General features: G+C 57.2%; 27 protein-coding genes. 12 read left to right on the top strand and 15 right to left on the bottom strand.

All coding sequences use genetic code 11. The features are described 5' to 3' along the window. The 6 genes from B2A78_RS02565 to B2A78_RS02540 all read right to left on the bottom strand — a co-directional run. The coding region (locus tag B2A78_RS02565; RefSeq protein WP_077728352.1) for a PilC/PilY family type IV pilus protein at positions 1-2,504 on the bottom strand (2,504 nt) is incomplete at its 3' end. 23 nt (positions 2,505-2,527) lie between these two features. After that, entirely contained in the window at positions 2,528-3,043 is a 516-nt protein-coding gene (locus B2A78_RS02560) for a PilX N-terminal domain-containing pilus assembly protein (RefSeq protein ID WP_077728340.1), read from the bottom strand. Then, complete coding sequence (locus B2A78_RS02555) at positions 3,040-4,080, bottom strand: PilW family protein (protein WP_077728339.1); 1,041 nt, start codon at positions 4,078-4,080, stop codon at positions 3,040-3,042. The genes B2A78_RS02560 and B2A78_RS02555 overlap by 4 nt, the downstream gene beginning before the upstream one ends. Beyond that, positions 4,077-4,637: a type IV pilus modification protein PilV gene (gene pilV / locus B2A78_RS02550; protein ID WP_168175323.1), complete on the bottom strand. Its 561-nt coding sequence runs from the start codon at positions 4,635-4,637 to the stop codon at positions 4,077-4,079. The genes B2A78_RS02555 and pilV overlap by 4 nt, the downstream gene beginning before the upstream one ends. 136 nt (positions 4,638-4,773) lie before the next feature. Then, on the bottom strand, positions 4,774-5,469 hold the full coding sequence (locus tag B2A78_RS02545) for a GspH/FimT family pseudopilin (RefSeq protein ID WP_143735047.1): 696 nt from the start codon (positions 5,467-5,469) through the stop codon (positions 4,774-4,776). Positions 5,470-5,539: 70 nt separating this feature from the next. Beyond that, the gene (locus B2A78_RS02540; RefSeq protein WP_133716313.1) at positions 5,540-5,851 is read right to left on the bottom strand and encodes a hypothetical protein; all 312 of its coding nucleotides are present in this window, start codon (positions 5,849-5,851) and stop codon (positions 5,540-5,542) included. Positions 5,852-6,136: 285 nt separating this feature from the next. On the opposite strand from B2A78_RS02540, the gene B2A78_RS02535 reads away from it, so the two are divergent. Both B2A78_RS02535 and B2A78_RS02530 read left to right on the top strand, forming a co-directional pair. After that, the gene (locus B2A78_RS02535) at positions 6,137-6,337 is read left to right on the top strand and encodes a hypothetical protein (RefSeq protein WP_077728335.1); all 201 of its coding nucleotides are present in this window, start codon (positions 6,137-6,139) and stop codon (positions 6,335-6,337) included. 91 nt (positions 6,338-6,428) lie between these two features. Then, positions 6,429-6,659, top strand: coding sequence for an acetyltransferase (locus B2A78_RS02530; protein ID WP_077728334.1), 231 nt, complete (start codon positions 6,429-6,431; stop codon positions 6,657-6,659). A gap of 32 nt (positions 6,660-6,691) precedes the next feature. On the opposite strand, the gene nfi is transcribed toward B2A78_RS02530, so the two are convergent. From nfi to gcvH, 7 genes are all read right to left on the bottom strand, one after another. Next, the gene (gene nfi, locus B2A78_RS02525; RefSeq protein WP_077728351.1) at positions 6,692-7,354 is read right to left on the bottom strand and encodes a deoxyribonuclease V; all 663 of its coding nucleotides are present in this window, start codon (positions 7,352-7,354) and stop codon (positions 6,692-6,694) included. 301 nt (positions 7,355-7,655) lie between these two features. Further along, positions 7,656-8,450 (bottom strand): nucleoside triphosphate pyrophosphohydrolase, encoded by a 795-nt coding sequence (gene mazG / locus B2A78_RS02520; protein WP_077728333.1) that lies wholly within the window; start codon positions 8,448-8,450, stop codon positions 7,656-7,658. Beyond that, positions 8,447-9,391, bottom strand: a complete 945-nt coding sequence (locus tag B2A78_RS02515) for a carbohydrate kinase family protein (protein ID WP_077728332.1) — start codon at positions 9,389-9,391, stop codon at positions 8,447-8,449. The genes mazG and B2A78_RS02515 overlap by 4 nt, the downstream gene beginning before the upstream one ends. A gap of 14 nt (positions 9,392-9,405) precedes the next feature. Then, the gene (locus tag B2A78_RS02510) at positions 9,406-9,768 is read right to left on the bottom strand and encodes a diacylglycerol kinase (RefSeq protein ID WP_077728331.1); all 363 of its coding nucleotides are present in this window, start codon (positions 9,766-9,768) and stop codon (positions 9,406-9,408) included. A gap of 10 nt (positions 9,769-9,778) precedes the next feature. After that, the gene (gene gcvPB, locus B2A78_RS02505; RefSeq protein WP_077728350.1) at positions 9,779-11,227 is read right to left on the bottom strand and encodes an aminomethyl-transferring glycine dehydrogenase subunit GcvPB; all 1,449 of its coding nucleotides are present in this window, start codon (positions 11,225-11,227) and stop codon (positions 9,779-9,781) included. 19 nt (positions 11,228-11,246) lie between these two features. Then, positions 11,247-12,608, bottom strand: a complete 1,362-nt coding sequence (gcvPA, locus tag B2A78_RS02500) for an aminomethyl-transferring glycine dehydrogenase subunit GcvPA (RefSeq protein WP_077728330.1) — start codon at positions 12,606-12,608, stop codon at positions 11,247-11,249. A 277-nt stretch (positions 12,609-12,885) separates the two neighbouring features. Further along, a complete protein-coding gene (gene gcvH, locus B2A78_RS02495) occupies positions 12,886-13,272 on the bottom strand; it encodes a glycine cleavage system protein GcvH (protein ID WP_077728329.1) in 387 nt (128 codons plus the stop codon). Between the two features lie 118 nt (positions 13,273-13,390). Between gcvH and B2A78_RS02490 the strand changes: the two genes are divergently transcribed. The 10 genes from B2A78_RS02490 (at position 13,391) to B2A78_RS02445 (ending at position 22,127) form a co-directional block, all read left to right on the top strand. Further along, positions 13,391-13,852, top strand: a complete 462-nt coding sequence (locus tag B2A78_RS02490; RefSeq protein WP_077728328.1) for a hypothetical protein — start codon at positions 13,391-13,393, stop codon at positions 13,850-13,852. Positions 13,853-14,231: 379 nt separating this feature from the next. Continuing rightward, on the top strand, positions 14,232-14,900 hold the full coding sequence (locus B2A78_RS02485) for an ABC transporter substrate-binding protein (protein WP_077728327.1): 669 nt from the start codon (positions 14,232-14,234) through the stop codon (positions 14,898-14,900). A 354-nt stretch (positions 14,901-15,254) separates the two neighbouring features. Then, the gene (locus B2A78_RS02480) at positions 15,255-15,443 is read left to right on the top strand and encodes a hypothetical protein (protein WP_077728326.1); all 189 of its coding nucleotides are present in this window, start codon (positions 15,255-15,257) and stop codon (positions 15,441-15,443) included. 115 nt (positions 15,444-15,558) lie between these two features. Further along, positions 15,559-16,131 (top strand): hypothetical protein, encoded by a 573-nt coding sequence (locus B2A78_RS02475; RefSeq protein WP_077728325.1) that lies wholly within the window; start codon positions 15,559-15,561, stop codon positions 16,129-16,131. Positions 16,132-16,933: 802 nt separating this feature from the next. Then, positions 16,934-17,908 (top strand): FtsH protease activity modulator HflK, encoded by a 975-nt coding sequence (hflK, locus tag B2A78_RS02470; protein ID WP_077728324.1) that lies wholly within the window; start codon positions 16,934-16,936, stop codon positions 17,906-17,908. Further along, on the top strand, positions 17,909-18,889 hold the full coding sequence (hflC, locus tag B2A78_RS02465) for a protease modulator HflC (RefSeq protein ID WP_077728323.1): 981 nt from the start codon (positions 17,909-17,911) through the stop codon (positions 18,887-18,889). It begins immediately after the preceding gene. A gap of 127 nt (positions 18,890-19,016) precedes the next feature. Next, complete coding sequence (locus tag B2A78_RS02460) at positions 19,017-19,826, top strand: M48 family metallopeptidase (RefSeq protein ID WP_240502378.1); 810 nt, start codon at positions 19,017-19,019, stop codon at positions 19,824-19,826. Positions 19,827-19,919: 93 nt separating this feature from the next. Next, on the top strand, positions 19,920-20,330 hold the full coding sequence (locus B2A78_RS02455) for a YkvA family protein (protein WP_077728322.1): 411 nt from the start codon (positions 19,920-19,922) through the stop codon (positions 20,328-20,330). 55 nt (positions 20,331-20,385) lie between these two features. Then, positions 20,386-21,486: a YkgJ family cysteine cluster protein gene (locus tag B2A78_RS02450; RefSeq protein ID WP_077728321.1), complete on the top strand. Its 1,101-nt coding sequence runs from the start codon at positions 20,386-20,388 to the stop codon at positions 21,484-21,486. 155 nt (positions 21,487-21,641) lie between these two features. Further along, positions 21,642-22,127: a hypothetical protein gene (locus B2A78_RS02445; RefSeq protein ID WP_077728320.1), complete on the top strand. Its 486-nt coding sequence runs from the start codon at positions 21,642-21,644 to the stop codon at positions 22,125-22,127. Positions 22,128-22,170: 43 nt separating this feature from the next. Here B2A78_RS02445 and glmS read toward each other — a convergent pair whose 3' ends face one another. Further along, positions 22,171-24,003, bottom strand: coding sequence for a glutamine--fructose-6-phosphate transaminase (isomerizing) (gene glmS, locus B2A78_RS02440; RefSeq protein ID WP_077728319.1), 1,833 nt, complete (start codon positions 24,001-24,003; stop codon positions 22,171-22,173). A 3-nt stretch (positions 24,004-24,006) separates the two neighbouring features. Continuing rightward, positions 24,007-25,377 (bottom strand): bifunctional UDP-N-acetylglucosamine diphosphorylase/glucosamine-1-phosphate N-acetyltransferase GlmU, encoded by a 1,371-nt coding sequence (glmU, locus tag B2A78_RS02435; protein WP_077728318.1) that lies wholly within the window; start codon positions 25,375-25,377, stop codon positions 24,007-24,009. Positions 25,378-25,430 lie beyond the last annotated feature (53 nt).

Here is a 25,430-nt window from a genome sequence, read left to right as displayed (position 1 = left end):
CTGCATTGGGTCGCCGGAATGCTTCCGCACGTTTTGGCCGCTTTCCACACCAGAGCTCCGGTTTCGGCATCGACGATATAGATCGCGTTGCCCTCGCTATCGTTGGTGCCGGTTGCGGCATTATTGGAATCGGCGCCGCTTCGGGTGTCTTTATTGGCGTCGTACCCGCCCGCGAAGATCACGACGGGCTTCTCGCCGCTTCCCCAGTTCAAGCTGCCTACAACCGGATCGGAGAAGGTCCATCCCAAGTCGTCGAAATTACCGCCGCTGGTTTTGGAAATCGACCACAGCATTTTGGGATCGTCCGGGTCGCTGATGTCCAAAGCGTAATAAGCCTTGCCGCCGCGCCGCATACCTATGTAGGCCCAGACCTTTTCTCCCGATTCGATCGTACCGTCGCCGTCGGTGTCCTTCATATAGACGGCGGCCTTACCATCTAGCCCATACACATGCGGCGTAGCATCTGCATTCTCCGCTAAAAGTTTGAGGTTGCCGATCAGAGACCTCGGCATAAAAGCCCAATCCTCCACGCCGCTCGGCACTTCGGGCGAACTGCCGGAGGTCGAGTTGCGGAACATATGCAGATAGCCGTCGTTGCCCGCCAAGAGAATACGCACATCCTGCACCGTGTTCGAATAGCCCGCCGCCGTTCGCGCGCCGTAATTGATGGGTGTCGGCTTCGAATGCAAGGGATCGGCCATCAGCCAGGGCTTTTGGGGGCTCTGGCCGCTCGGCGTAGCGCTCGGCGTAGCCCATGGATGCACGTCCGAGATGCTCCCGTCGGCGTCCAGGTCGAACGGGTCGAGTCCGCGGGCGAACTTGAGAAGATCGATCGCCATGGTTTGATCCGTCGCGGAGGCGGTCGCGTAGCTGGCGGCGGTGGTCCAGCAATCCGTCGAAGGAGAACAGGATGTCGACTTGTTCGCGCCCCTAAGTTTAAGCTTGTCCCAGATTACGGAGACGCCAGCCGTCGTCGCATCATCCGCGTTCAGCGCGCGGAATGCGGTGGGCGTTCCGTTTGTATAGCTGTCCGGCTCGGTAAAAAGCTTTCGGGCGCCGGATGTATTGCTAGTGCCTGGACTGCCGCCCAGAAAACCGGGAATTTTTTGTCCGGCGCCACCACGCGAGACGCTACGGCCATCCTTGCCTGAAACTTCACCAATCTCCGTATCGGCCGCTACGACGTCCGCGCCACCGGCACTGGTCCAAAAGGTCAGAGCTTCGTTCTTGATCCGACCGTCGGTCGCCGAAATGGCCTCGTTGTCGTTCTGATCGAGAACCAGCAAATTTCCGGTGCTCTCGTCAACCGCCAGTTTCAGACGTTTGAGATTGCCGTTCCAGCGGGGGGTACCTTCCGGCTGGAACAAGGCATAAAACACATTTTCGAGCGTTTCGGTACGGTTGAAGACATTGACCGGAACGGCGGCGGATACGAAGGTCGTGCTGATGCTCAAAATTTGCTCAAAAACATCTTTAAACTGCTTGACCAGATCATCGGGATTGCTGCTCAAAGGCAGCGCCGCATTCGTACCGCCGGCCGACGCATAACCGTTGGTAGTTGTGTTGACCTTGGTCTGATCGACGAAGAAAAAGGAAGTGACATTTTGGACGTCTTCCAGATCCGGATTGTGTTGTCCCCAAGTTCCATCCGCCAAATCAGCATCGCGCATAAAGCGGATCACGGTCGAGAAGTTGTTGTTAGTGCCGGTGATGTTCAGCTGGTTCATGCCGCCGTTGGCCTTGGTCTCCCTGATCGCCAGATCCGAATCGGAATCCTGCTGGGACACCTGGAACATGATGTTGATGACGAAAATCTTACTGCATTGGGTCCCGGACAAAGGGCTAGTGTAGCGGTTTCCCGTTTCTATGGAGGTATCCCAACTGATGTCGGGATTATCAACGGGCAAGTTTTGCTGGTTGTTCGTGTCGTAATCGGTCCAGCCATTATGGCCGTTATAGATATCCTGGCCCGTCAAATAGCGGAACAGCTCGAAATAAAGCTCCTTTCCCTGAAACGAATGGGCAAGATTGCCTTGCGGCACCGGGATTTGAGCAAGCTTGTTGTGCAGACGGCTTGTGCCGGTATCGAAACCCAGCATCATATAGCCGCCGTTACTGCAACCGGTTCTGTTGGGGCCTTCGCAATTGTTATTGTTGTTATGGTTGATCATGAGTCCGAACTTCACGCCGGTGAGCTGCGGCGCCAGATCGTCCGTCACTTTTCTCAAGACAGCCCGCAACAGCTCGAAAAAACTGACGGTGCCGCTAGCGGGAAGATAAGTCGTTCCCGTGCTCGGCGATACGGCCGAGCGGAGACTGTTGCACTCGCTGCCCTGACAAACCGTCGACCCCAAATTCGAGCGGTAATCTAGAGCAAACATCACCATGGGACTTCCGCCCTCGGTGCTGGCTGAGTTCAGATAAATGTCGGTGTCCTCGCCATGAGCGGGTTGCAGACTCAAAATGGCAATCAGAGAGGAGACCAAGACTGTTGCGAGTTTCATGGATGCACTCCGCGAGTTCTTTTTCATTTGGGTATGATCCGCATCAGTCCGGCGCCCAAACCGGCCGCGCCGCGTCCGACGCCTGTAGCATCGTATTGGCTTTCCCCCAGGTAATAAGCCGATGCGAACATGGCCGAGCTGGTAGCCAAAAGGCGGGGCGGCAAACCGGTACCAGGATTCTGGCGAGTAAGTCGTAATCTGCTGGTACCCGTGGCGCTGTCGTCGAATGGCGGAGCAGGAAGATCGATGTTGGTTTGGTCGCAAGCCGTTCCGTCCGCCTTGGTTTGGTTTGCCGTACAGAGGGCATAACCGACATTGCCGATGACCGGGAGCAGATCCGGATTATTGACGAGGTAATCGATAGCCGCTTGTGCTTGTTGAAATGCCGTCTCTTTATCTTCGGCATTACTGGCCATACGCAGCTCTTGAGTGCTCGTCCGCATCCCGGCCAATCCGACGATCGTCACCACCAGGAGAATCAGCAGCGACACCACTAAAGCGGCGCCCCTCTGAATGTGAAGATTACTGAAGTGCTTCATGAGGCGGTCGCTCCTTGCAGAAGGAGTTGGTATTGGGTATTTCGTAGTTGCACAGTGGTTGTGTACATCCGGCGGTAATAGTGATCGTTGAAGGCATTGCCGCCGTTAAGAATCCCATTGACACTCACATCGACACCTGAGTCGTATGCGCCGTCTCCATCCGCATCTACGAGCAAATAGGTCTTGTCGTCGGCGGGAGAGGAAAAATCCTGGTCTGAGCTGCGGACCAGCAAAGAGATGCGTGCGCTAACCGCGGTTTGCAGCTGCGTAGCGGAAGGGTTGGACAGATACCGATTCGGAATGCCGTCGCCGTCGGTATCGATACCGAATTCGACGTAGAGAAACTCGATGCCTTCTACCAATTCCCCTTCGCCTTGCTCGCTCATGGCACCATTTACAAGATGCTTCCGGCGCAGCCATGGAACTCCCGTGGTATCGTCGGTGGCGATGTAATACATATGGGATTGATATTCCCAGTCCTGCATTCCCGCGGGGGTTTGGGTAACGCCGTCCCGTGTCGCCAGAGTGCCGCCGGCTCCCACCGTGCTGACGTAGACGCCTGCAGGAGGTGTGCTGGGGTTCTGATAATTGACTCCGGAGACATGCTTGACGGCGAGAATATTAGTATTGGATTTATAGCTTGACCCGCTTGGGACACTGAACCAAGCGAATCTAGAAGTAGGAGCGGGCGCCGCTACGGAAGGTACGAAATAATCGATCGTCGATGCCAAGTTATAGGCCCAGGCGGCCCCGGTTCCCGCGGTCGAGGGCCCTGAGCTATCGATATCACTGCCGGAACCGACCACCCCTCCCCAGAAGCCCGTCATCGACAAATCGCGTGCCAGTAGTTGCAGAGCATAGCGTGCGCTTTCCTGCATTCGGGCGCTCCGCTCGTCCTGGTTATAACTCCCCTTGTTCTGAACAAACATGCTGGTGACGCCGGCGGTGACGAACAAGCCCAAGACCAGCGCCACCATGAGCTCGACCAAGCCGACGCCGGATTGCCTGAATGTGGTGGTATGTATCAATCTGCTCATGGTCCGATCCAGGTGGTGATGGATAAGATGCGGCGATAGCCGTTCGTGCCGCTCGGTCCGTCGTAACTTCCCTGGCCACAGGTGCTGGCGTTGACACCTTGATTGCTCCACGCTAAATCGGCCTGACCGCGCCACGCGATGGTAACCGTGTAGGTACCGGGCGTGCCGGTCGCCGGGCCGCTGATACACGTAGTTGGATTGACCAAGCCGCCGGTTTGATTCCCGTTCCGGGTTTCGCTGGCGCCATTCAAGGCATCCCAAAAATTCCGCAAGTCCAAGGCGGCAATTTGAGTAGAAGTGCAGCCGGCCGAGCAGTTCGGAGCGGCTGCGGGCGGAGTGGACGAATTGAATGTCTGTGTGCCGTTGGCCGTGACGTAATTGATCAAAGACGTGCCCGACGAATTCAACCTCATCCTTTCCAGCAGCTCGGTGGCCAAGGACGTGGCCAAAGTCCGCTGTACGGCCTCGTAACCCGACTGCTTGGCCTTGAGCTGAAGCGCGGCGATGCCGAGGACGCCTATGGAAAAGACCAAGACGCTGATCAGCACTTCCAACATGGAGAAACCTCCCATCCTTGCCAGGAGATGCCAAGGGCGCGAGTTTGCCGACTTCAATGGCATGCGGCCGTATTCGTAAATACGATCCGAACCGCAGAAAAAACTTATTCGAGAATCTAGTCGTTTCATATCGGTTTTAGTTACAGCTCAAGCTGTCTGTGGGTTCCCTAAGTCTTCCAGTGTTGGAAAGGACGCGGCCTTTGGCTTTGCTCGATCCCCGGCTGTCGCAAAAAATGAATGTGCCATTGAACCCGGCGGAAAAACCTCGTGCATCGAAGGTAACCCGACCCCCGCTGAAGGTAAGGGTGGTTCCAGAAGCCAGTGGCGGTTTTACCTGGAGCAGATTGTCGTCGCCGTCCAAAACCCCGTTGCGGTTGCGATCCGAGAATATTATCCAGCCGTCCGCCCATGCGGCACTGGAGTCGCAGTTGTTACCGCTTGTGTTTCTCTTGCATAGCGTCACCGGAATACCCCGCTTGATGGCTTCGCTTCTCGCAAGACCCACATCAGCTACCAGTTCGTTGATCTGTGTCGTCTGGCGATTATTAAGTATCGTCTCTCGAAAGCTGGGTACCCCGATGGTGAGTGTCACGGCAAGCACCGCTACCGCGACCATCAGCTCGATTAATGTAAAACCGTTTTCATGATCTGTTTTCATGCCGATAGTTATAGCAGCGCTTTTTCGCTGCATCGGCAGAAGCCGACAATCGGTAGGATTTATCCGACGAACGGCCGTGATGGAGCGGCGCGTCCAAAACAGCCGCAAGAAGAGGATAGGGCGGATTGTTGCCCTCCGATGATCAAAGGGATGCGCTCGAATTACCGAATTCAAGCGGATCTCTTGTTTTCGATGGGCTTTCGTGTGTGCCGAGGGAACTGAAGAAGAAAAGGTCGGGCAGGTGTTATTTCACGTGGAACGGCCTTCGAGACACCTTGAAAGGAAACAATCGGCAAATGGCGCGCGACAGCCAATTGCGCTTGGCAAGGCGTTGTTCGCGCGAGCGTTCGAATTCCGCATTGAAGAAGGCTTTGGTGAGCTGTCCCGGCGTGGGAGTGTAACCGTGACGCGCCAGCCATGCGTCTCGGGCTTCCGCCAGAAGACGATAAAAGGCGATATCGTAAGCTGTATTAGCCTCGTAACTGAGTGGCTCGTCGTCGAAATGGATTCTCAGTTCATCCAGCCGCCGGCGGAACCACGCAGTCAGTTCATTCAAGGTGTACTCGTCGGATACCGGCATCTTTGCGAACCCGTTTCGTCTGTCAGTGTAATCACTAAGATTTCGTTACGGCCGATGAAGTTCAGCCGGCGCCCCGTCCCGGTGCGCACCTAACTCACCCAGCAAACCTCGGAGTACCGGGGAAAAACGTGGATTGCCGCGGGCTGGAGCCAGTCCTTAAGCCACTTAGCGGAGAAACGACGTCGACTGCGTCCAATTGTCGCTTCTAGGTTAAAGTTTGCCCGAGAACTTTCTCATTCAACTTTATAAGTTCGCTCAGCCATGAACACAGAAGAAATATTCAAACGATTGCGTATCGGCTTGTCGCTGGTAGTTGGATTTTTTACCGGCAAGTTTCTCGCGACCACCATGCAGCATCATGCGTCGGAGTTTTTTATCGGCGGTTTCGGGGTAGGCGTCGTTTTGACGCAGTTGGTTTACTGGGGCATCGAATCTCTTTGGGGCGGCGAACGTTCCGAGTGATTGCATCGCGCCCAAAATCGCTCTACAGTAGAATTCAATCCACGGATGACGAGCCTTTAAACGAATTCATTCCTGAGAGGAGACATGTGCCATGTTTCTCAAACTGAAAAAGAATGGACATCTGGTCGAGATTCTCGGTCTCAACGATTTGGTCAATCCGATACATAAAAACATAGTCGGGCGCTTGCATTGGGGCGAGGAGATGCAGGATCCGGAAAAATTCCCGAAGACCGAATTGGTATTTCCGTCAGGCGAAGAGCTTCCGGTTTGCTGGACGGATGTCCACTATCGCGACAAGGAACTCCCCGCAAGTAAACCGTAAGAGCACGCGGAGCTACGAGAATTTCGCATTCGTTATCCCGAAGCGAGGCGGTGTGCATGCCGCGTCGTTTCGGGCAAGCGGTAACGCTTAGTGCAGCGCATCACCCATTCGACGGCCGTCTGCAAAGCGACACGGTGGCCGGGCGAGATGTAAACCGGTTTGACGCCCTGCCTCGTCCTTAACACGGCTCCGATGGTCTCCCCTTTGTCCAAAAGGGGAACCCAGGCGCCGCGCCGGTCTGGAACGCCGTCATGAACACCCAAGAGCCGTGTCTTTCCGACGCCTATCGTCGGGATATCGGTTAGTACCCCCAAATGACAAGCTATGCCCAAGCGGCGAGGATGCGCATAGCCTTGACCATCGACCAGCATCAAATCCGGCAGGTCTCGCAAAGCTTGCAAGGCATCCAAGATGGCTGGAATTTCCCGGAAGGATAGAAGGCCCGGAATATAAGGAAACGAAGTCGGCCGCCTCGCGACGGCGCTATCGATCAACTCCAGCTCGGGGAAACTCAACTTCGCCACGGCAGCTCGCGTGACAGTGCCCCCTTCTTCGAAACCGACGTCCACCCCGGCTACGCATCGGACCGTTTCCGGTAATTCGTCCTGCAAACTGACGAGGTTTCGCAGCCGTTTCTGAATGGCGATCGCTTCTTGCGGTGTGACATCCCAGGGGTGTTCGTGTCGTAGCTTCAACTTCAACGTCCATTTTGGTGGATTAAACCTTTCGGCTTCGTCAGCGGGTTTGTCGGCAAAGGATTGCCGACCTACGTCCAAGGTGTAGACCCGAACAAATTCGTAGGATGTGCTGAACGAAGGGAAGCGCCCTTCGACTCGGCTCAGGACGGGCCCTTCGACTGAGCTCAGGACAGGCATCGTTCGCGATTGATGCGGTTCGGTTCATGCCGGGCTATCCTGCCCGGCTCCCTCCGGGCGGCTCTCTCCGTGCAAATCGGCGATCTTGCCGATTTGTCGTACCTCAGCGCATCCTACATGCCTAATCTGACAAACTTCGTTTTGCCTCATCCCACAAGGCGTCCATCTCGGCCAGTGTGGACTCAGTCAAGGATTTTCCCCGTGCCGACAATTGCTTTTCGATATAGCGAAAGCGGTTGATGAACTTTCGGTTGCCGCTCCGAAGCGCCGTCTCGGCATCGACCTCGAGGTGCCGGGCGAGATTGACGACGACGAACAGCAAATCGCCGATTTCTTCCCGGATATGGCTTTGGTCGCCCGTTGCGCAGGCGGCCTCGAGCTCGTCCAATTCTTCTCTGACTTTGGCGAAAACCGGCCCTATGTCGGGCCAATCGAAGCCGTGTCGCGCGGCCCGCTTCTGCAATTTCTGCGCGGCTACGAGCGCCGGCAAATTCGCCGCGATGCCGCTCAAAGCGCTTTCGTCCTGCTCCGTTTTGCCTTTTTCCCGGCGCTCGGCGGCTTTCGATGATTCCCAATACTCATGCCTTTCGGCATCGGTCTCGAATACGGCCCCGCCGAAAACATGGGGATGTCGGCGTATCAGCTTTTCGCTGATCGCGCCAGCCACGTCTTCGAAAGTGAACAAGCTGCGGTCCTCGGCGATCCGCGAATGGAAAACGACCTGCAAAAGCAAATCGCCCAATTCTTCGCGTAAATCCTCGATATCCCCGCGCTCCGCCGCATCGGCGACCTCGTACGCCTCTTCCAAGGTGTAGGGTACGAGGCTCGCGAAGTCCTGCTGCAAGTCCCAGGGACACCCCGTCTCGGGATGGCGCAAGCGCGCCATGATGTCCAACAGCCGCTGGATATTCGTCATATCCGATCGGGCAGCTCGCAGCCGAAGCTTTCCCGATAGCGCTCCTTGAACGCATGCAGGGTGAAGCTGTGATTCTGGGTGCCGAAGGTCTCGACCTTGATGGCTCCCATCAACGAGGCGATACGGCCTATGGTGGGCCAGTCGAATTCTTCCAGAAGGCCGTAGATCAGCCCGGCGCGGTAGGCGTCACCGCAACCGGTCGGATCGAGCACTGCAGTCGGCTTTGCCGGCGGTATTTCGTGGCGGATGCCATTGGCATAAATCAACGATCCTTGTGCGCCCTTGGTGACGATCAGCGCTTCGACGCGCTGCGCGAGTTCTTCCGGCGCGAGACCGGTGCGATCCTGCATGAGCTGCGCTTCGTAGTCGTTCAAGGTCACCCAGGTCGCCAGCTCGACGAAACTCAAGAGTTCCTGTCCGTCGAACATAGGCATGCCCTGGCCGGGATCGAAGATGAACGGGATGCCGGCTTCGGCGAATTGGGCGGCATGCTGAACCATGCCGTCCTTGCCGTCCGGCGCCACGATGCCGATGCGGATGCCGCAATCCGTGGGTACTCGGTTCAGATGGGAAAACGACATCGCGCCAGGGTGGAAAGCCGTGATCTGGTTGTCGTCCATGTCCGTGGTGATATAAGCCTGTGCCGTATAGCTGTCGCCCAGGACCTTGATGAAATCCTGATTAATGCCGCAGTAGCCCAGCCACTGCGCGTAGGGTGTGAAATCCTTGCCCACAGTGGCCATGGGCAGAGGATCGGCGCCCAAGAGCTTGAGGTTATAAGCAATATTGCCGGCGCAGCCGCCATATTCACGGCGGAGTTCCGGAACCAGAAAGGAGACGTTCAGGATATGGACCTGCTCCGGCAGGATGTGATTCTTGAATCGATCCTGAAACACCATGATAGTGTCGTAGGCCACCGAGCCGCAGATTAACGCTGTCATTCTTTTTTACCTTTTTATCGAATCAAAATCAGTAACCAGACCGCACCGGCGAGGACCAGCGAGAAAAACACGGCCGCCGATCCAATATCCTTGGCGCGGCCGGACAATTCGTGCCGTTCGAAACCGATACGGTCGACGGTCGCTTCGACGGCGCTGTTCAACAATTCGACGATCAAGACGTTCAGCAACACGCCGATCAGAAGCGCGCGTTCGATGCCGTTCTGGCCGATCCACAGCCCCAAGGGAACGCCGGCGAGGACCAGCAGACACTCCTGCCGAAACGCCTCCTCATTCAGCCAGGCGGCCCGGATACCCGAAATGGAATTGGTAAATGCCGCGTAAAAACGGGCAATGCCCGTGAGCGTTTGTCCTGCCATAGAGGGGTTCTTATTCTGATTTATAGGCGAGATCGGGGTGCCGCGCCGCCCGGACTTCATCCAAACGGCGCACCGGCAGCGAATGGGGTGCGCTCTTAAGCCGATCCGGGTCGGTCTCCGCTTCTTTCAGAATCTCGGCCATTATCCGGACAAACGCATCCAGGGCTTCCTTGCTTTCCGTCTCGGTCGGCTCGATGAGAAAACACTCGGGAATCAAGAGCGGAAAATATACCGTCGGCGCATGGACGCCATAATCCAACAGGCGTTTAGCGAAGTCCAGCGCCGTAACATGATGTTCTTTGGCCAGCCGCTTCAGCGTAATGATGAACTCGTGGGCGGCGCGGCGCTGCGGAAAAGCGGGTTCGAATCCGGCTTCGACCAGTTTCTTGAGCAGATAATTGGCGTTCAGGGTCGAGAATTCCGCCACCCGCTCGAGGCCTTCATGGCCTAGCATTCGGATGTAGACATAAGCGCGCAGGAGAACGCCGACATTTCCCGCGAACGTGACCAGATGCCCGATGCTGTGCGGCCGCTCGGTTTCGGTCAGCATGCGATAGCGCGACCCGTCTTTCACAATGACGGGCAGAGGCAGGAAGGGCAGCAGCTTGTCACCCACGCCCACCGGGCCCGCACCCGGACCGCCGCCGCCGTGGGGCGTCGAAAACGTCTTGTGGAGATTGAGATGAATGACGTCGAAGCCCATGTCGCCGGGGCGCACTTTGCCGGCGATGGCGTTCAGATTGGCGCCGTCGTAATAGAGCAGCCCGCCGGCCCGGTGCACGATATCGGCGATGGCTCGAATGTGCTGGTCGAACACTCCCAAAGTCGAGGGATTGGTGAGCATGATGCCGGCGGTTTGCGGACCCACGGCCAGCTCCAGTGCAGTGAGATCCACGTTGCCGTCGGCATCGGTGGCGACTTCCCGTACCCGAAAGCCGCCCATGGACGCCGAAGCGGGATTGGTGCCGTGCGCGGCGTCGGGCACCAGCATTTCGGTTCGAGCTAAATCGTCCCGCAACCTGTGGTAAGCGCGGATCATGGCGACACCGGCGAATTCGCCCTGCGCCCCGGCCGCGCAGGCCAGCGAAACCCCGGCCATGCCGGTGATTTCCGCGAGCATCTCCTGGAGCTCGTACAGACCGGCCAAAGTCCCTTGCCCGGTCCGCTCCAGCCCCAGAGGATGGGTATTCAGAAATCCGGGCAGACTTGCGAGGTCATGGCAAACCTTGGGGTTGTACTTCATGGTGCAAGAGCCCAGGGGATAAAACTGGGTGTCTATGGAGTAATTTTGCTGGGACAGCCGGGTGTAATGGCGAACGGCGTCCAGCTCTGAGACTTCGGGCAAGGCCGGACGAGTCTTGCGCAACAAATAATCGGGAATGGCCGGCGATTCACCGGATTCCGGGAGCAACTGGGCATGCGCGGCGCGCCCTCGGCGCGAACGATCGAAAATCAGCATTATGTCGGCTCCGACTTCTTCAGCCATGGCTAAGCAGCGACGCTATTTGGCGTGCGTACGATTCGATATCCTCCTGAGTACGCGTTTCCGTGACACAAACCAGAATTGCTTCGCCGAGTTCCGGATAATCCCTTGCGAGTTCGTGTCCTCCAAGAATCCCCCGTTCCGCCAAACCGTCCATGATCTCCCTGGCGGGCCTCCGCGTGCGGAAAACCGCTTCATGGAAGAAAGGCCCCGAGAAAACCCGCTCGACGCTGTCGACGGCAGTCAAGCTACTCATCAGGCTGAGCGTGTTTTGATGGCTCTGCAAAGCGACTCGCCGCAATCCTTCCGGCCCTAAGAGCGCCATGTAAATGGTCGCCGCCGTGACCATCAAGCCCTGGTTGGTGCAGATATTGGAGGTAGCCCGGCCGCGGCGGATATGTTGCTCGCGTGCCTGAAGCGTAAGCGTGAAACCGGGCTTGCCGTCCATATCCACGGTCCGGCCGACCAGACGTCCGGGCAGTTGATGGACGTGCGCCTTGCGGCAGCACATAAATCCGAAATACGGTCCACCGCCCGACAAGGGTATGCCCAAAGGCTGGCCGTCCCCGCAAGCGATATCGGCGCCCTCTTGCCCCCATTCGCCCGGGGGCTTAAGGAGAGCCAGTGCCATGGGATTGACCAGCGCGATGGCGATGGCGCCGTTTGCGGCGGCCCAAACGGTCAGTTCGTCTACGGCCTCGAGCACGCCGAAGAAATTGATCTGGGGAATCACCAAGGCGGCGATGTCCGTGCCCGAGTGGATTTCCAGAGACGCCGGATCGACGCGCCCGGTTTCGACGTCATAGGGCAGCTCGATCAGTTCCAGCGCCTGGCTCCCGACGATGGTCCGGACCACCCGCCGGTAAAACGGATGTACGGTCTTCGGCATCAGGATGCGGCGCGAATGCGATTTTCGGTTCGTCCGCACCGCCATCAACACCGCTTCCGCGAGGCTGGTCGCGCCGTCGTAGAGCGAAGCGTTCGATACGTCCATGGCGGTGAGGCTCGCCATCATGCTCTGATATTCGTAGAGCACCTGCAGCGTGCCTTGACTCGCTTCCGCCTGGTAGGGCGTGTACGCGCTGTAATACTCGCCCCGGCTGGTTACGGCCCAAACCGCGGCCGGTATGTGGTGCTCGTAAGCCCCGGCGCCGGCAAAGCATAGAAGCGGACGGTTCTGGCCGGCGCGTGCGCGCATCAAACGCGTAACTTCCATTTCTTTCAAAGCGGGCGGGAGATCGAGCGCGCCGCAACACAACTCCGCCGGTATTTCGTCGAAGAGCGTTTCTGTCGATGGCACACCGAGGGCCGCAAGCATCTCGCGGATATCGGCTTCGGTATGAGGAATGAAAGGCATGGCTAAGGGTTTGCTTTCTTAATTATTTCTGGCCCCTCCGCCGGGCCAGAATGCTATGGGCTCAAGACATTCGATCTGGGCCTGGACAAGGCATGGGCGCTCCTGGCAAACACCGGACAAATCGGCATGTATCATCTGCCGGAGAATTTATGCCGATTGGCACGCGCGACGCGTATAACCCAAAGACATGCGAAACGCCGGTGCCTGTTCCGGCCGCTACACTCGATTCGCTAGCATCGCTACCGGAGGAGAACAAGCGATAAAACAAACGAACCGTTTAGTCGGCCTCAGCGTCTGCTTTATAAGCTTCGGCATCCAAAAGGGTGTTTAGTTCTGAAAGATCATCCGCCTTGACGCAGAACAACCACGCGGCATAGGAGTCTTGGTTGATCGCTTCGGGAGCATCCGACAATGACCCGTTGACCTCGACGATTTCGCCGGATACCGGGCTATAGATGTCCGAGGCCGCTTTCACCGATTCGACCACGGCGCACGCTTCGCCCGCCTTAACTCGCCGGCCGACTTCCGGCAGCTCGACATATACCACGTCGCCCAATTGCTCTTGAGCGTAATCGGAGATGCCCACGCGTACGTTCCCGCTCTCCTCCGGTTTCGCCCATTCATGGGTTTTCGCATACTTCAAATCGTCCGGCAGTCTGCTCATCGTTCTATCCTATTCACCCTAAATAACCGACACTCCGGTCAAATTACGGGAAAACCAAGCGATGGTAAAGGGCGCCCTATACGCCCGCCATGATTGAACGAAAAATTTCGGGGTTGCCATGGCGCAAAGCCAAGGGCTCGCAGTCACGTGGTTAACGTCGGTAGCGATAATGAGGCCGAGGATTACGAAATGGCACACCGGAACCATAAGGCCGCCGTTCCCAGTGACGGAAAGGCTTATTGAACCGATGAGGCTGTCTGTCACGGTACTGAAATGGTTTATCGAATCGATCGGGCCGTCTGTCGCGATACTGGAACGGTTTATCGTAGCGATAAGGCCGTCTATCCCAGTAATAAGGGCGATGATAACGATCGAATCCATAGAAACGCCGGTCATAGCCGTAGGGTCGCCGGTACGTGTAAGGGTAGGCGCCGTATCCGTGGAAATAACTATAAGGGTAATAATCGTACCGGTAGTAAGGACTCGGATATCCCGCGCCGACGCCCACCCGATAATGAACACCTGTGCCGCAGCCGCTCACGAGCGCACCGATGAACGCGAACAGCAGGATCCGAAGTAATCGACAGGGCTCTTTGAAGCAGACATCCATAAGCAGCGCACGCCTATGAGCAGTCAGTGTCACAGTTTTGATATCGACCTATTAGACTCCTCTCGCACCAAAAAATCATGGGTGCAAGGATTATTTCCTTCGTGATCGGGTCGTACTTTAAACGTCAGAGCTGAAAAGATTTGGCACAGTGAATGCTTAAAGAACAGCGATGCCAGCTACGACAAACTACCGGTATACCGGGGAACAAAACCATTACCGCCGATCGGATAAGCCGGTATCATTTTGCTGTTTGTTCTGGACTCCGAACCCCGAGAAATCAGCATGCCGCCCGAAAAATTCGGAACGCTCGCTGAATGTCTTTTTTATATTTTGTTTTATGAGCTAGCCGATGACTTTTCAATTTACCTCAACAGGCAAAGCCCTCCTGGCTTTGTGCTCGATTTTTCTTGGGTTCCTCCCGGTTGTGACCGGTGCTGAAGCCCTGCTTCCACCCCAGCAAGTCATTCAGAAAACGTCCGATGAGGTAAAGCAAGCCTTACGGGAATACGACTATAAGCTCGACGTTCCCAGAGCGACGCGCATCGTCAAGGAGATCCTGGAGCCCCATGTCGACGTCGATCGCGCGGCCCTGCTCATTCTAGGCAAGCACTGGCGAACCGCCACTCCACAGCAGCGGGAACGTTTCAAAAACGAATTCCGTATGCTGCTCATTCGCACTTACACCGCGGCATTCACCGAATATAAGGACTGGGACATCCGCTATCTGCCGCTTCAGACACCGCTAGCCGACAAGAAAGCCGTCATCAAGACCGAGATTCTCCAGCCCGGCGCAAAACCGGTCGCCGTGGACTATCGCATGGTCGACACCAATGGCGCATGGAAAGTCTATGACGTGCTGATAGAAGGCATCAGTCTGGTGCAAAACTATCGCACGACGTTTAGCGAGGACATTGCCCGGACCGGCTCTTTGGACAGTGTCATCGACGAACTGAGCAAGCGCAACGCTGAAGGATCAAAAGCCTCGATAAACGGCGCAACCCGTTCCCCGGCCACCTAGAACTGCTTTCCCGCTTACGCGGGTGTCGCGTTGCGCGATGCCCCCCTTGTCGCCCAGGAGAGACATCTCTGCCGGGCGACTTCGATCTTAAGTCAGCCGATCGGGGTGGCTTGCGACAGCAAGGCGAAGGTAATCTCCCGCCAAGGACGGACCGCCATCGATCCTGATACCTGAGCGCCAGCACGCTTTGTAAGCCTGGCTCTTGGGTAATTTCTCACAGAATCACATCTCGATTCTTTCTATCGTCTCGATCTGGCTTGGGGAAACGGTCGCACGCGTATTTTTTCCGTCGGACTCGCTGGAAAAAAAGCGATCTCAAGCCCCGCTCTAAGTTTCTTTCGAGTGTTCCCCATTATGAATACTTACGACGTTTATCTTTATCTCGATGGCCGTACCGAGGTTATCAAGATAAAGGCACCAACCAGCCTTGAAGCCAAGGCGATAGCGGAAACCCGATTGGGAATCGCCGAGAGAGGATTCGACCAAAACAGGCATGTGTTTGCTGTAAGCGAGAGAGAAAATCAGAATTTTGGCCGGGAATAGTTTCTCCCATTCGATCTCTTCCCTAGAAATATTATCGAGTCGATCATATTATCGCTTCGGGCGCCGATCCGTGTTCGGCACCTTAACCAATCGCTAATATAAAGGAGATCTCTCGATGAAAACGATAAGATTGATGACCCTGTTCGGTTCCGTGGCATCGATGATCCTCGTGTCCTCCCCAAGTTGGGCCGAAACACCGAACTATCTGAAAGTGAAACAAGCGGAAGTCGAATGGGAAAACAAGAGCAAAGGGAAGGTTCTTGACGTGGAAATTGAAACATCGGCCGCCGTGCCTATGGACGGCAAGGCAGGCGCATTCGGTTATGGCGCCCTGACCGACGGCACCAACAACGTCCTGATCCTGGTTACTCATTTGCCCATACAGGACAGCACGCACGTAGATCCCAAGAGCGGGTTTCACGCCCACGTGCTCGATCTGAAGAAACCCACAGCGGCCTGCGACGGAGCCACGCTCGAGGTGGATCTTGAGAATTCCGGAAACAATACCGGCTTCGACGCCAATTACACCTGGTCGATCAAAGGCACCAAGATCAAGATAGAGGGTGTTCCGGTAACCGATCTCGGCGATGCAGGTGTGGAAAATCTGGTGAGCTTTACCATCAAGCCAGTGCTGGACGCGCAGCAAAATCCGACCAATCTCTGCGTAACCGTAGCCGAACAGATCTAAATCAATCGTGTACCGCCAGCGGCGCTCAAACGCGCCGTCGGCGGTTTGAAATCAGCCTGTCAACCTCGATATGGTCGATAAGAAGGCTCGTTCAAAAGAAAGCCCCGGTAGACCGAGGCTGTTAAAGGTGAGGTTAAGAGGAGAGTCGATTATTACGCTGTAAAGGATTTTAACCTACCTATCTTATTACATACAAGACTATACATTGGTATCGTTATTCTATTTAAGAATAACGAAACTCTCCCTTTCTGACGCTCTCTAATTCGATCGGCCTCGGATGAGGCAAAGTCGACCTCCGGCACGACACGGTACCGTGCTTTCCCAGTCCTAAAGAGCTCAACGCTTCGTTCCCCCGGCTCATCGGAAAATGCTCGGCCTGCGGGGCTATTCCATGCAGTGCGGCAAAATCCAGCATCATATTGTTGATCATCCCCGTGAGCCGGCAGGCGAGCCGGACACGCTTTTTTGCCCCGGGATCAGGCTCGTCTTGATTACTTGAATCGGCTCCAAAACGGCGCCCAGGCGCGAATTGCGTTCAGGCTTCCTTCCACGAAATCGTTAACGAGGATGACCTCCCGAATGACGGGCAACAAGAACTCTGATGCTGAATCAAACCGTCCGAATCATTTACTTTTTGCCGAACTGCACCGGCTTAAGTTTCAGACAAATTGAGACTTCGCATCCGGGGAAAGCTTGTGATGTGGCATCCACATGCACGCGTTATAGGGCTATCCTTGAGCTGTTCCATATCGCTAGAGTTTGCCGGACTACGGCTTAATATGTTTTTCAAAGGAAGAACTTCGTGAGTAACGTAAAACCTTTGTTCGGACGTTTTTCCGGCCCGCCGCCCATCTCTCTGCCGCGAATCCTCCTGATTCTATTGCTCATCGTCTTGGCATGGACCTCGTACTACACAATACCGGCGGAATCGGAAGGCATTGTGCTCCGGTTCGGAAAATACATTCTTAAAGTGCCGCCCGGCCTGCATTTCAAACTTCCGTTCGGCATCGACAACGTGATCGAGGTGCCGACCCAGCGGCAACTCAAGCTGGAATTCGGTTTGGTCACACCCGGCTACACCCACCCGGATCAGGTGGGCAAGGAGCCGGAAAAGGAAAAATCCATGGTGACCGGAGACTTGAATGCGGCGCTCGTCGAGTGGGTCGTGCAATACCGCATCACCGAACCCGAGACTTACCTCTTCGCGGTACGCAATCCGGGACTGACCCTGCGGGACCTCTCCGAATCGGTCATGCGGGAAGTCGTAGGAGACCGGACAGTCGACGAAATCATTACTATAGGCCGCCAGGAAATCGAGGAATCGGTCCTCGATCGGCTGCGGGAATTGGCGGGCCGCTATCGCCTCGGCGTTTCCGTCAATCAGGTGCAGTTGAAAAACGTCAATCCGCCGGAACCCGTGCAACCCTCGTTCAACGAAGTGAATCGGGCGCAGCAGGACCGGGAGAATGCCATCAATCTGGCCAACGGCGAATACAACAAAGCCGTGCCCCGCGCCCGTGGCGAGGCGGATCAGAAAATCCGCGCAGCCGAAGGCTACCGGTTCAAGCGGATCAACGAGGCGGAGGGCGATGCCGCCGCGTTCAGCGCCGTTCTCGAGCAATACATCAAGGCGCCGGAGATCACCCGGGCGCGTCTTTACCTCGAAACGCTGGGCGACGTTCTTCCCGAGGCCAAGCAATCGATCATCGTGGACGAATCGGTACAGCAGATCCTGCCGATGCTTCCCTTACCCGCACGGCTGCCGGAGGAAAAATAAATGAGCTTGGCTAAGACTCTCGCGATTCTTCTCGCGCTCTTGGCGGCCGCATTGGTACTGCTGTCCGCATTCACGGTCAACGAAACCGAGCAAGCAATCGTTACCCAGTTCGGCAGGCCGGTCCGCGACCCCATTACCGACCCCGGTCTACATTTCAAACTGCCTCTCATCCAGCAGGTCACCCGTTTCGACAAACGTTATCTGGCTTGGGACGGACCCATGGTGGAAATGTCGACCAAGGACAAGACCTATATTCAGGTGGATACCTTCGCGCGCTGGCGCATCACCGATCCCATGCAGTATTACCTTCGCCTGCGGGACGAGCGGAGCGCCCAATCGCGTCTGGAAGATATCTTGGGCAGCGAGACGCGCACGGCGATAGCCAGGCACGAACTGATCGAGGTGGTTCGCACCGACAAAACGCGTCGACCGCTGCAGGATGAAAGCGTCGCAGGCGCGCTATCGGCAGTAGGCGGGCTTGGCGTTTTGCGTCCGATCCAATACGGTCGGCTGGAAATCGAAAAAGGCATCTTCAACGCCGCCGCTCCGAAACTGGCCGAGTTCGGCATCGAGCTTCTGGACATCCGGCTCAAGCGGATCAATTACAATCCGGGCGTGCTCGAGCGCATCCACCAACGCATGATCAGCGAGCGGCTACAGATTGCCCAGCGGTTCCGATCCGAAGGCGAGGGCGAAGCCGCGCGCATTTCCGGCAACAAGGACCGCGACATCAACGAAATCGAATCGGCCGCCTACAAACGGGTTCAGGAAATTCGCGGCGAGGCGGATGCCAAAGCGACGGAGATCTATGCCAGGGCATACACGCAGCGCCCCGAGGCGGCCGACTTCTACCGTTTCTTGAAGAGCCTCGAAACCTATCGCAAGGTCATCAACGGCGAATCTACGGTCGTTCTTTCGACCAACAGCGATCTTTTTGCCTTGCTCAAGCGCATCGAGCAAAAAGGGCACCGTGACCAATAGCGCCACTGCATGGCCAGGCCGTTCGGCACGGCTCGTCGGAAGCTCTCGACCGGAACCAGCCGAATCTTTCGTCGATTTCGGCGTCAAATCGGGGGTATCCGGCGCTATGTCGAGGCAAAGTCACTTGGTGAATCGCTTCCTGGCTGCTCTTCTTGCCATCCAGCTTTCTGTCGGAATCGCCGGCTGTGCGACCAATCCCATCACCGGCCGCAGTCAGATCATGTTGGTCAGCGACAACAAGGCCGCCCGGTACTCCGCACAGGCTTACGACCAATTGCTGCTGAATGCAGAAAAACAGCAGGTCCTAGACGAAGATCCCGCCACGGTCAATCGGGTTCGATCCATAGCACAGCCGTTAATTGCACAAGCCGCAGCGCTGCGTCCGGAGACCCGCCACTGGCAATGGGAGGTGCACGTTCTGAAAAGCGATCAAGTAAATGCCTGGTGCATGGCCGGCGGCAAGATCGCCGTATACACGGGACTGCTTCAGAAAATCCGTCCCACGGACGACGAACTGGCTCAGGTTCTGGGACACGAAATCGCTCACGCCTTGCTCTCGCACCAGGCCGAGAAAATGTCGCGCCTTCAGGTTCAAAAGCTTGGCTTGGGCCTAGGCGTTCTGGCCGGGGCAATCGCTGGCTATAACTTGGGCGGCGTGGCCGGCCTCGCCGATACCGTCGCCACCGTCAGCTTGCAGTTGCCCAACAGCCGCAAGGCCGAGAGCGAGGCGGACGCGGTCGGCATCGAGCTCGCCGCCAAAGCGGGATATGATCCTTTTGCCGCTATTTCCCTCTGGGAGAAAATGATCAAAGTCGGAGGCAGCGGCGGTCCGGACTGGCTCAGCACTCACCCCGATCCCGAACAACGCCTGCAAAGCATGCGGGTAAAGGCTCAGCAGTTGATGCCCGTTTATGAAGCCAATCGCCGCGCGCCCTGAACCGGTTGTCGGATCGCTTGCGTAGCGGTTTTAGATCGGCATGCTCGTTGCGAACGGAAGAACCGCAGCCCGCCTTTGCACAATTCTTTTCCCATGTCACTCTTGATCGAGCTTAAGCAACGCGCCCGCCGCCTCGAAGCGGAGGCTTTCTCGCTGTATCTGGCCGCCCGTCATCCAGGAACGCCCTGGTATGCAAAGCTTCTCGCGGCCGCGATCGTGGCTTATGCGTTCAGCCCGGTCGATCTCATCCCGGATTTCATCCCCGTGCTGGGATATCTCGACGATCTAGTCTTGATTCCGCTGGGACTGGCCTTGGTGATTCGATTGATTCCATCCGCGGTACTCGCCGAATGCCGATCCGCGGCTGCAGACGCATTCACGCCCGGCAACAAACCGGTGAGTTATGCGGCCGGAGCCTTTATCGTCATGATTTGGTTGACGCTGGCCGCTCTAGGGATGATCTGGCTTTACGGTGTGTTCGCGGATGCGCCGGTCTCGCCTTGAAGACGGACAAGGTTCCACCTGGTAATATCGGCGACCCGATTTGCCGGCATCCGACATGACCGAGTTCCTCCGCTGCCCGACCCATCGTTACGACGACCCGCTCGCGCTGGTGTGGATTGCCTGCGCCGAACGCGTGGGCTTTCGCATCGAACGCACTCCGCACGCCTACGCCTCGACCGATGGGCGCGGCACGATCTTCATCGGCACCGACGACATCCTCGACCCTGACGATTCGCTCGCCCAGATGATTCTTCACGAGCTATGTCATGCCCTGGTCGAAGGGGAAGCCGGCGAAAGACAGGTAGACTGGGGGCTAGTCGGCAGCGGTGGCCGAAATCCATGGCGCGAGCATGCTTGTCTGCGGCTGCAAGCCTATCTGGCCGATAGCGTGGGCCTGCGGGATTTCTTCGCGCCGACCACCGATTTCCGCGTAAGCTTTTGGGAGTCGCTGCCCGCCGATCCATTCACGGCGTCGCCGAAAGAGGGAGGGCGCCGCGAGCGTAGCTGTGTCGCCGCACGCCTTGCCGCTTGGCGGGCATCGCAGCACCGTTGGGCGCCGCACCTCGACGAGGCGCTCGCCGCCAGCGCGGCCATTGCGGCTTTAGTTCCCCGTGTGAAGCACAACGCTAATGCTGGCCCAGACGCCTGCGGCGAAAGCGCGATGCCTTCGCTGTGGACGAAGGCGGCCGAACCACCCACTCGGCATCCGGCGGGGCACGCGCCCATCGCGGCGTATCATAGCGACCGCGGCTGTACCGGTTGTGCCTGGGCGTTCGTCGAGCGCCGGGGATTGCGCTGCCGGCATGCGCCCGGCGTCCGGCTGCCAAGCGATGCGCCGGCGTGCTCGCGTTTCGAACCGGCCGACGAGCTCGATTGCCTTACCTGCGGCGCGTGTTGCCGCGAGGCTTATGATTCGGTCGAGATCTCCAAGCGCGAGCCGGTGATCAAGCGCCATCCGACCCTCGTCATCATTCACGATGCCCGCAGCAAGCTGCGGCGACACGGCTCGCGCTGTGCTGCGCTGTCCGGAGGCGGCACTTCCACCGAGAGCTACGCATGCGTGATCTACGACGACCGTCCAAGAACCTGCCGCGACTTTACCCGCGGCAGCGGAAACTGCCTCGATGCGCGCCGCAGGGTCGGTCTTTCGCTATGAATGACCGGTCCCTGCAATAAGCCGATCCGAAACCTGCCCAGCGGCATGAAGTCTTAATTTAAACGGGGCTAACCGCTGGCCAGAAGCTCATCGTAATGGCGCCGCGCTTGGTTTCAAGCGGGATACGGGAATCATTATTCAGGAGGAAACCTGTTATGGCTTATCACGATACGCCCATAGACACTGCGACACGGGGATTGTTCGGTTTTGTCGCGGGCTTTTTCGCCACACTGATTTTCCACCAGCTCACATTGGCGCTGCTTTGGGCCGTCGGTCTGGCGCCTTTCGCACCGTTCTCATTGGCGCCAACCTCGCCGTTCGGCATCCCGGCCGTGTTCTCGTTGGCCTTCTGGGGCGGCGTCTGGGGTTTTTTGTTTGCGCTGGTAGAACCCCGGTTTCCGCCGCCTCCCGGCTACTGGGTGACAGCGTTCCTGTTCGGCGCCATTCTGCCGTCGCTGGTGGCGCTCTTGGTGGTATTTCCGCTCAAGGGCCGGCCCTTGGGAGGCGGCTGGCACCCTCCTTTGCTCGCAACGGCGTTCCTGATCAATGGCGCCTGGGGACTCGGCACCGGCTTGATCTTCAAATTACTCGCCACCCGCTGGCGTGGATTACGTGCCAGCCCAGCGGACCACCATCCGTAGTTCGGAACGTCAGTTCTGAGGACTGATAGTCACGCGATCCGGTTCACTCGACAGTGACGGATTTCGCCAAGTTGCGCGGCTGATCGACGTCGGTACCTTTGATCAATGCGACGTGATAGGCGAGCATCTGCAAGGGCACCGTGTAGACGATAGGCGCAACGATCTCTTCGGTCTCCGCGACGCGTAACAAATTGACGCCCGGCGCGCTCTCCATGGGCACGCGCACGTCGGCGAAGACGTAGAGTTCGCCGCCCCGGGCCTGAACCTCCTGAAGATTCGATTTGAGCTTTTCCAGAAGTTCGTTGTTCGGAGCAACCGCCACTACCGGCATCTCGGCGTCGATGAGCGCGAGAGGGCCGTGCTTGAGCTCGCCAGACGGATACGCTTCGGCGTGAATATAGGAGATTTCCTTCAGTTTGAGCGCACCCTCCATCGCGACCGGATAATGGGCACCACGTCCCAGATAGAGCGCGTGACGCTTGTCGCCGAAACGTTCCGCCCATTGCTGAATTTCGTCCTCCAGAAGTAAAACTCGCTCGATTTGCTCCGGCAGACTTTCAAGCTCCTTGACGATCCGCGCTTCCTGCTCCTGCGGGAGCCCGTTGCGCTTGCCCAGAGCGACGACCAGAAGGAGCAGGGCGGTCAGCTGGGTGGTGAACGCCTTGGTGGAGGCGACGCCGACTTCGGGACCGGCTCGAGTCATCAGGGTCGATTCGGATTCCCGAACGATCGAGCTTTCCGGCACGTTGCAGATCGCGAGGGTGTGCGCATAGCCGAGCTTCTTGGCCTCCTTCAGCGCCGCCAAGGTATCGGCGGTTTCGCCGGACTGCGAAATGCTGACGAACAGGGTCCCGGGCGGAACCACATTCTTGCGGTAACGGAATTCGCTGGCCACTTCCACGCTGCACGGAAGTCCCGCGATCGATTCCATCCAGTAGCGCGCCACCATGCCGGCATGATAGCTGGTACCGCAGGCGACGATCTGAACCGATTTGATGTGGTCGAACGCTTTCTCGGCATACGGCCCGAAAGCGGCATCGAGCACTTTTCCGGCCCGTATCCGCCCGTCGAGGGTTTTTTCGATTGCCACCGGCTGCTCATGAATTTCCTTTTGCATGTAGTGGCGGTATTCGCCGCGCTCAACGGCGTCGGCCGCCAATTTCGTTTCATGGACGGGCCGCTGTACCGGATTTCCGTGTCTATCGTAAATATCGACCGCCTCCGTGGACAAATCGGCGATGTCGCCGTCGTCGAGGAAAATAAAACGCTGCGTTTCACCGACTAGCGCGAAGACATCGGAGGCGATGAAGTTTTCGCTCTCGCCCAACCCCACCACTAATGGACTGCCGTGGCGCGCGGCGATCAGCCGCTTCGGTTCGTTGATGCTGATCACGCCGATGGCATAAGCCCCTTCGAGCACCTTGCAGGTTTCCTTGACGGCCTCGAAAAGACTCAGACCTTCCTCCAAAAATCCGTGGATCTGATGGACGATGACTTCGGTGTCCGTTTCCGATTCGAAATCGTATCCCTTTTGCCGGAGTTCCTTTCTAAGATCGTCATGATTCTCGATGATGCCGTTGTGGACCACGGCCACGGACTCGCGGCAGATATGAGGATGGGCGTTGCGTTCGGAGGGAACGCCATGTGTCGCCCAACGGGTATGAGCTATGCCGACTTTGCCGTCGACTAAGGAAGTTTCCAAAGCCTTTTCCAGCTCCCTGATCTTCCCTTTTCTGCGTACACGCTGAAGCTGAGCGGAATCGTCCAATACCGCCAGCCCCGCCGAGTCGTAGCCGCGATATTCCAGACGGCGAAGTCCTTCCAGCAGGACGGGGGTAACGACTCTGTGTGCGATGGCACCAACAATACCACACATGACTCAACTCCTTTTCTTGGTGGGTCGCTGCCAACCCTCGATGGTAACTTGGTTCGCTCGGCTGAGGGTCAGGGCATTTTCGGGCGCATCCTTGGTAACCGTTGCTCCGGCACCGATGGTTGCATTCTTGCCGACTCTGACCGGCGCGACCAACTGGGTATCCGAACCGATGAACGCGCCGTCTTCTATGACGGTTTGATGTTTATTGGCGCCGTCATAGTTGCAGGTGATCGTGCCGGCACCGACGTTCACGTCGCGGCCGATGATCGTGTCTCCGATATAGCTGAGGTGATTGACCTTGGAACGACTGGCTATCGCCGACTTCTTGACTTCCACAAAGTTGCCGATGTGGACGTGATCTTCGATCCGCGTTTCCGGACGGATGCGTGCAAACGGGCCGATGCGGCAGCCCTGGCCGATCACGGCATCTTCGATGACGCAGTTCGGAAGAATTTCCACGTCGTTGGCGATCTGGCTGTCCTTGATCACGCAATTGGCACCGATGCGGACGTTATCGCCGAGTTTGATCCGGCCCTCCAAAATGACATTGATGTCGATTTCCACGTCGCGCCCGATGGATTCGATTTCTCCCCGCACATCGAAACGCGACGGATCGCGCAAGGTGACACCGTTCCGCATCAAATCTTCCGCCACTCGTCTTTGGAAAACCCGTTCCAGGTGAGCCAACTGTTCGCGGTTGTTCACGCCCAGCACTTCGTCCGGATCGTGCGGCTGTACCGTTTCCACCCGAACGTCATCGGCAACCGCCATGGCGATCACATCGGTAAGGTAATACTCCCGCTGGGCATTATTGTTTTCCAACCGGCTCAGCCAGGTTTTGAGGTGTCTGCCTTTTATGGCCAAAATTCCCGTATTGACTTCGCTGATCTTACGCTCCTCCGGCGTGGCATCTTTTTCTTCCACGATCCTGACCACTCGACCGCTGCTATCCCGGACGATGCGGCCATAGCCGTAAGGGTCGGCAAGATCGACCGTCAACAGCCCCATCTGATCCGCCTCTGCCAGCGGAATCAGCTTTTCGACCGTCTCGTCGCCGAGCAAGGGCACATCGCCATAAAGAATCAGAACCGTGCGCGCTTCGTCGATGTCGTCCGCAACTTGCATGACTGCATGGCCGGTGCCGAGCTGTTCCTTCTGCTCGACCCAGATGACCTTCAGGTGCTCGAGGCTCTTGAGAACTGTCTCGCCACCATGTCCGTAGATCACAGTGATCTTGTCGGGGCACAACCGGGTGGCCAATGCATATACATGCTCGAGTAGCGTACGGTCGCCGATTTTATGGAGTATCTTGGGAAGGGACGAACGCATACGCGTTCCCTGGCCCGCGGCCAGGATGACGATTTCCAAAGGCATCTTCCGTTTTTCCTTGTTGAAGAAGCGGAAAATAAGGACTGGTTCGACCCGAT

The sequence above is a fragment of the Methylocaldum sp. 14B genome, assembly GCF_002005105.1.
In the GTDB taxonomy this organism is placed as follows: Bacteria; Pseudomonadota; Gammaproteobacteria; order Methylococcales; family Methylococcaceae; genus Methylocaldum.
The sequence above is the reverse complement of the archived record's forward strand: the minus strand, read 5'-3'. Positions and strand labels throughout refer to the sequence as shown.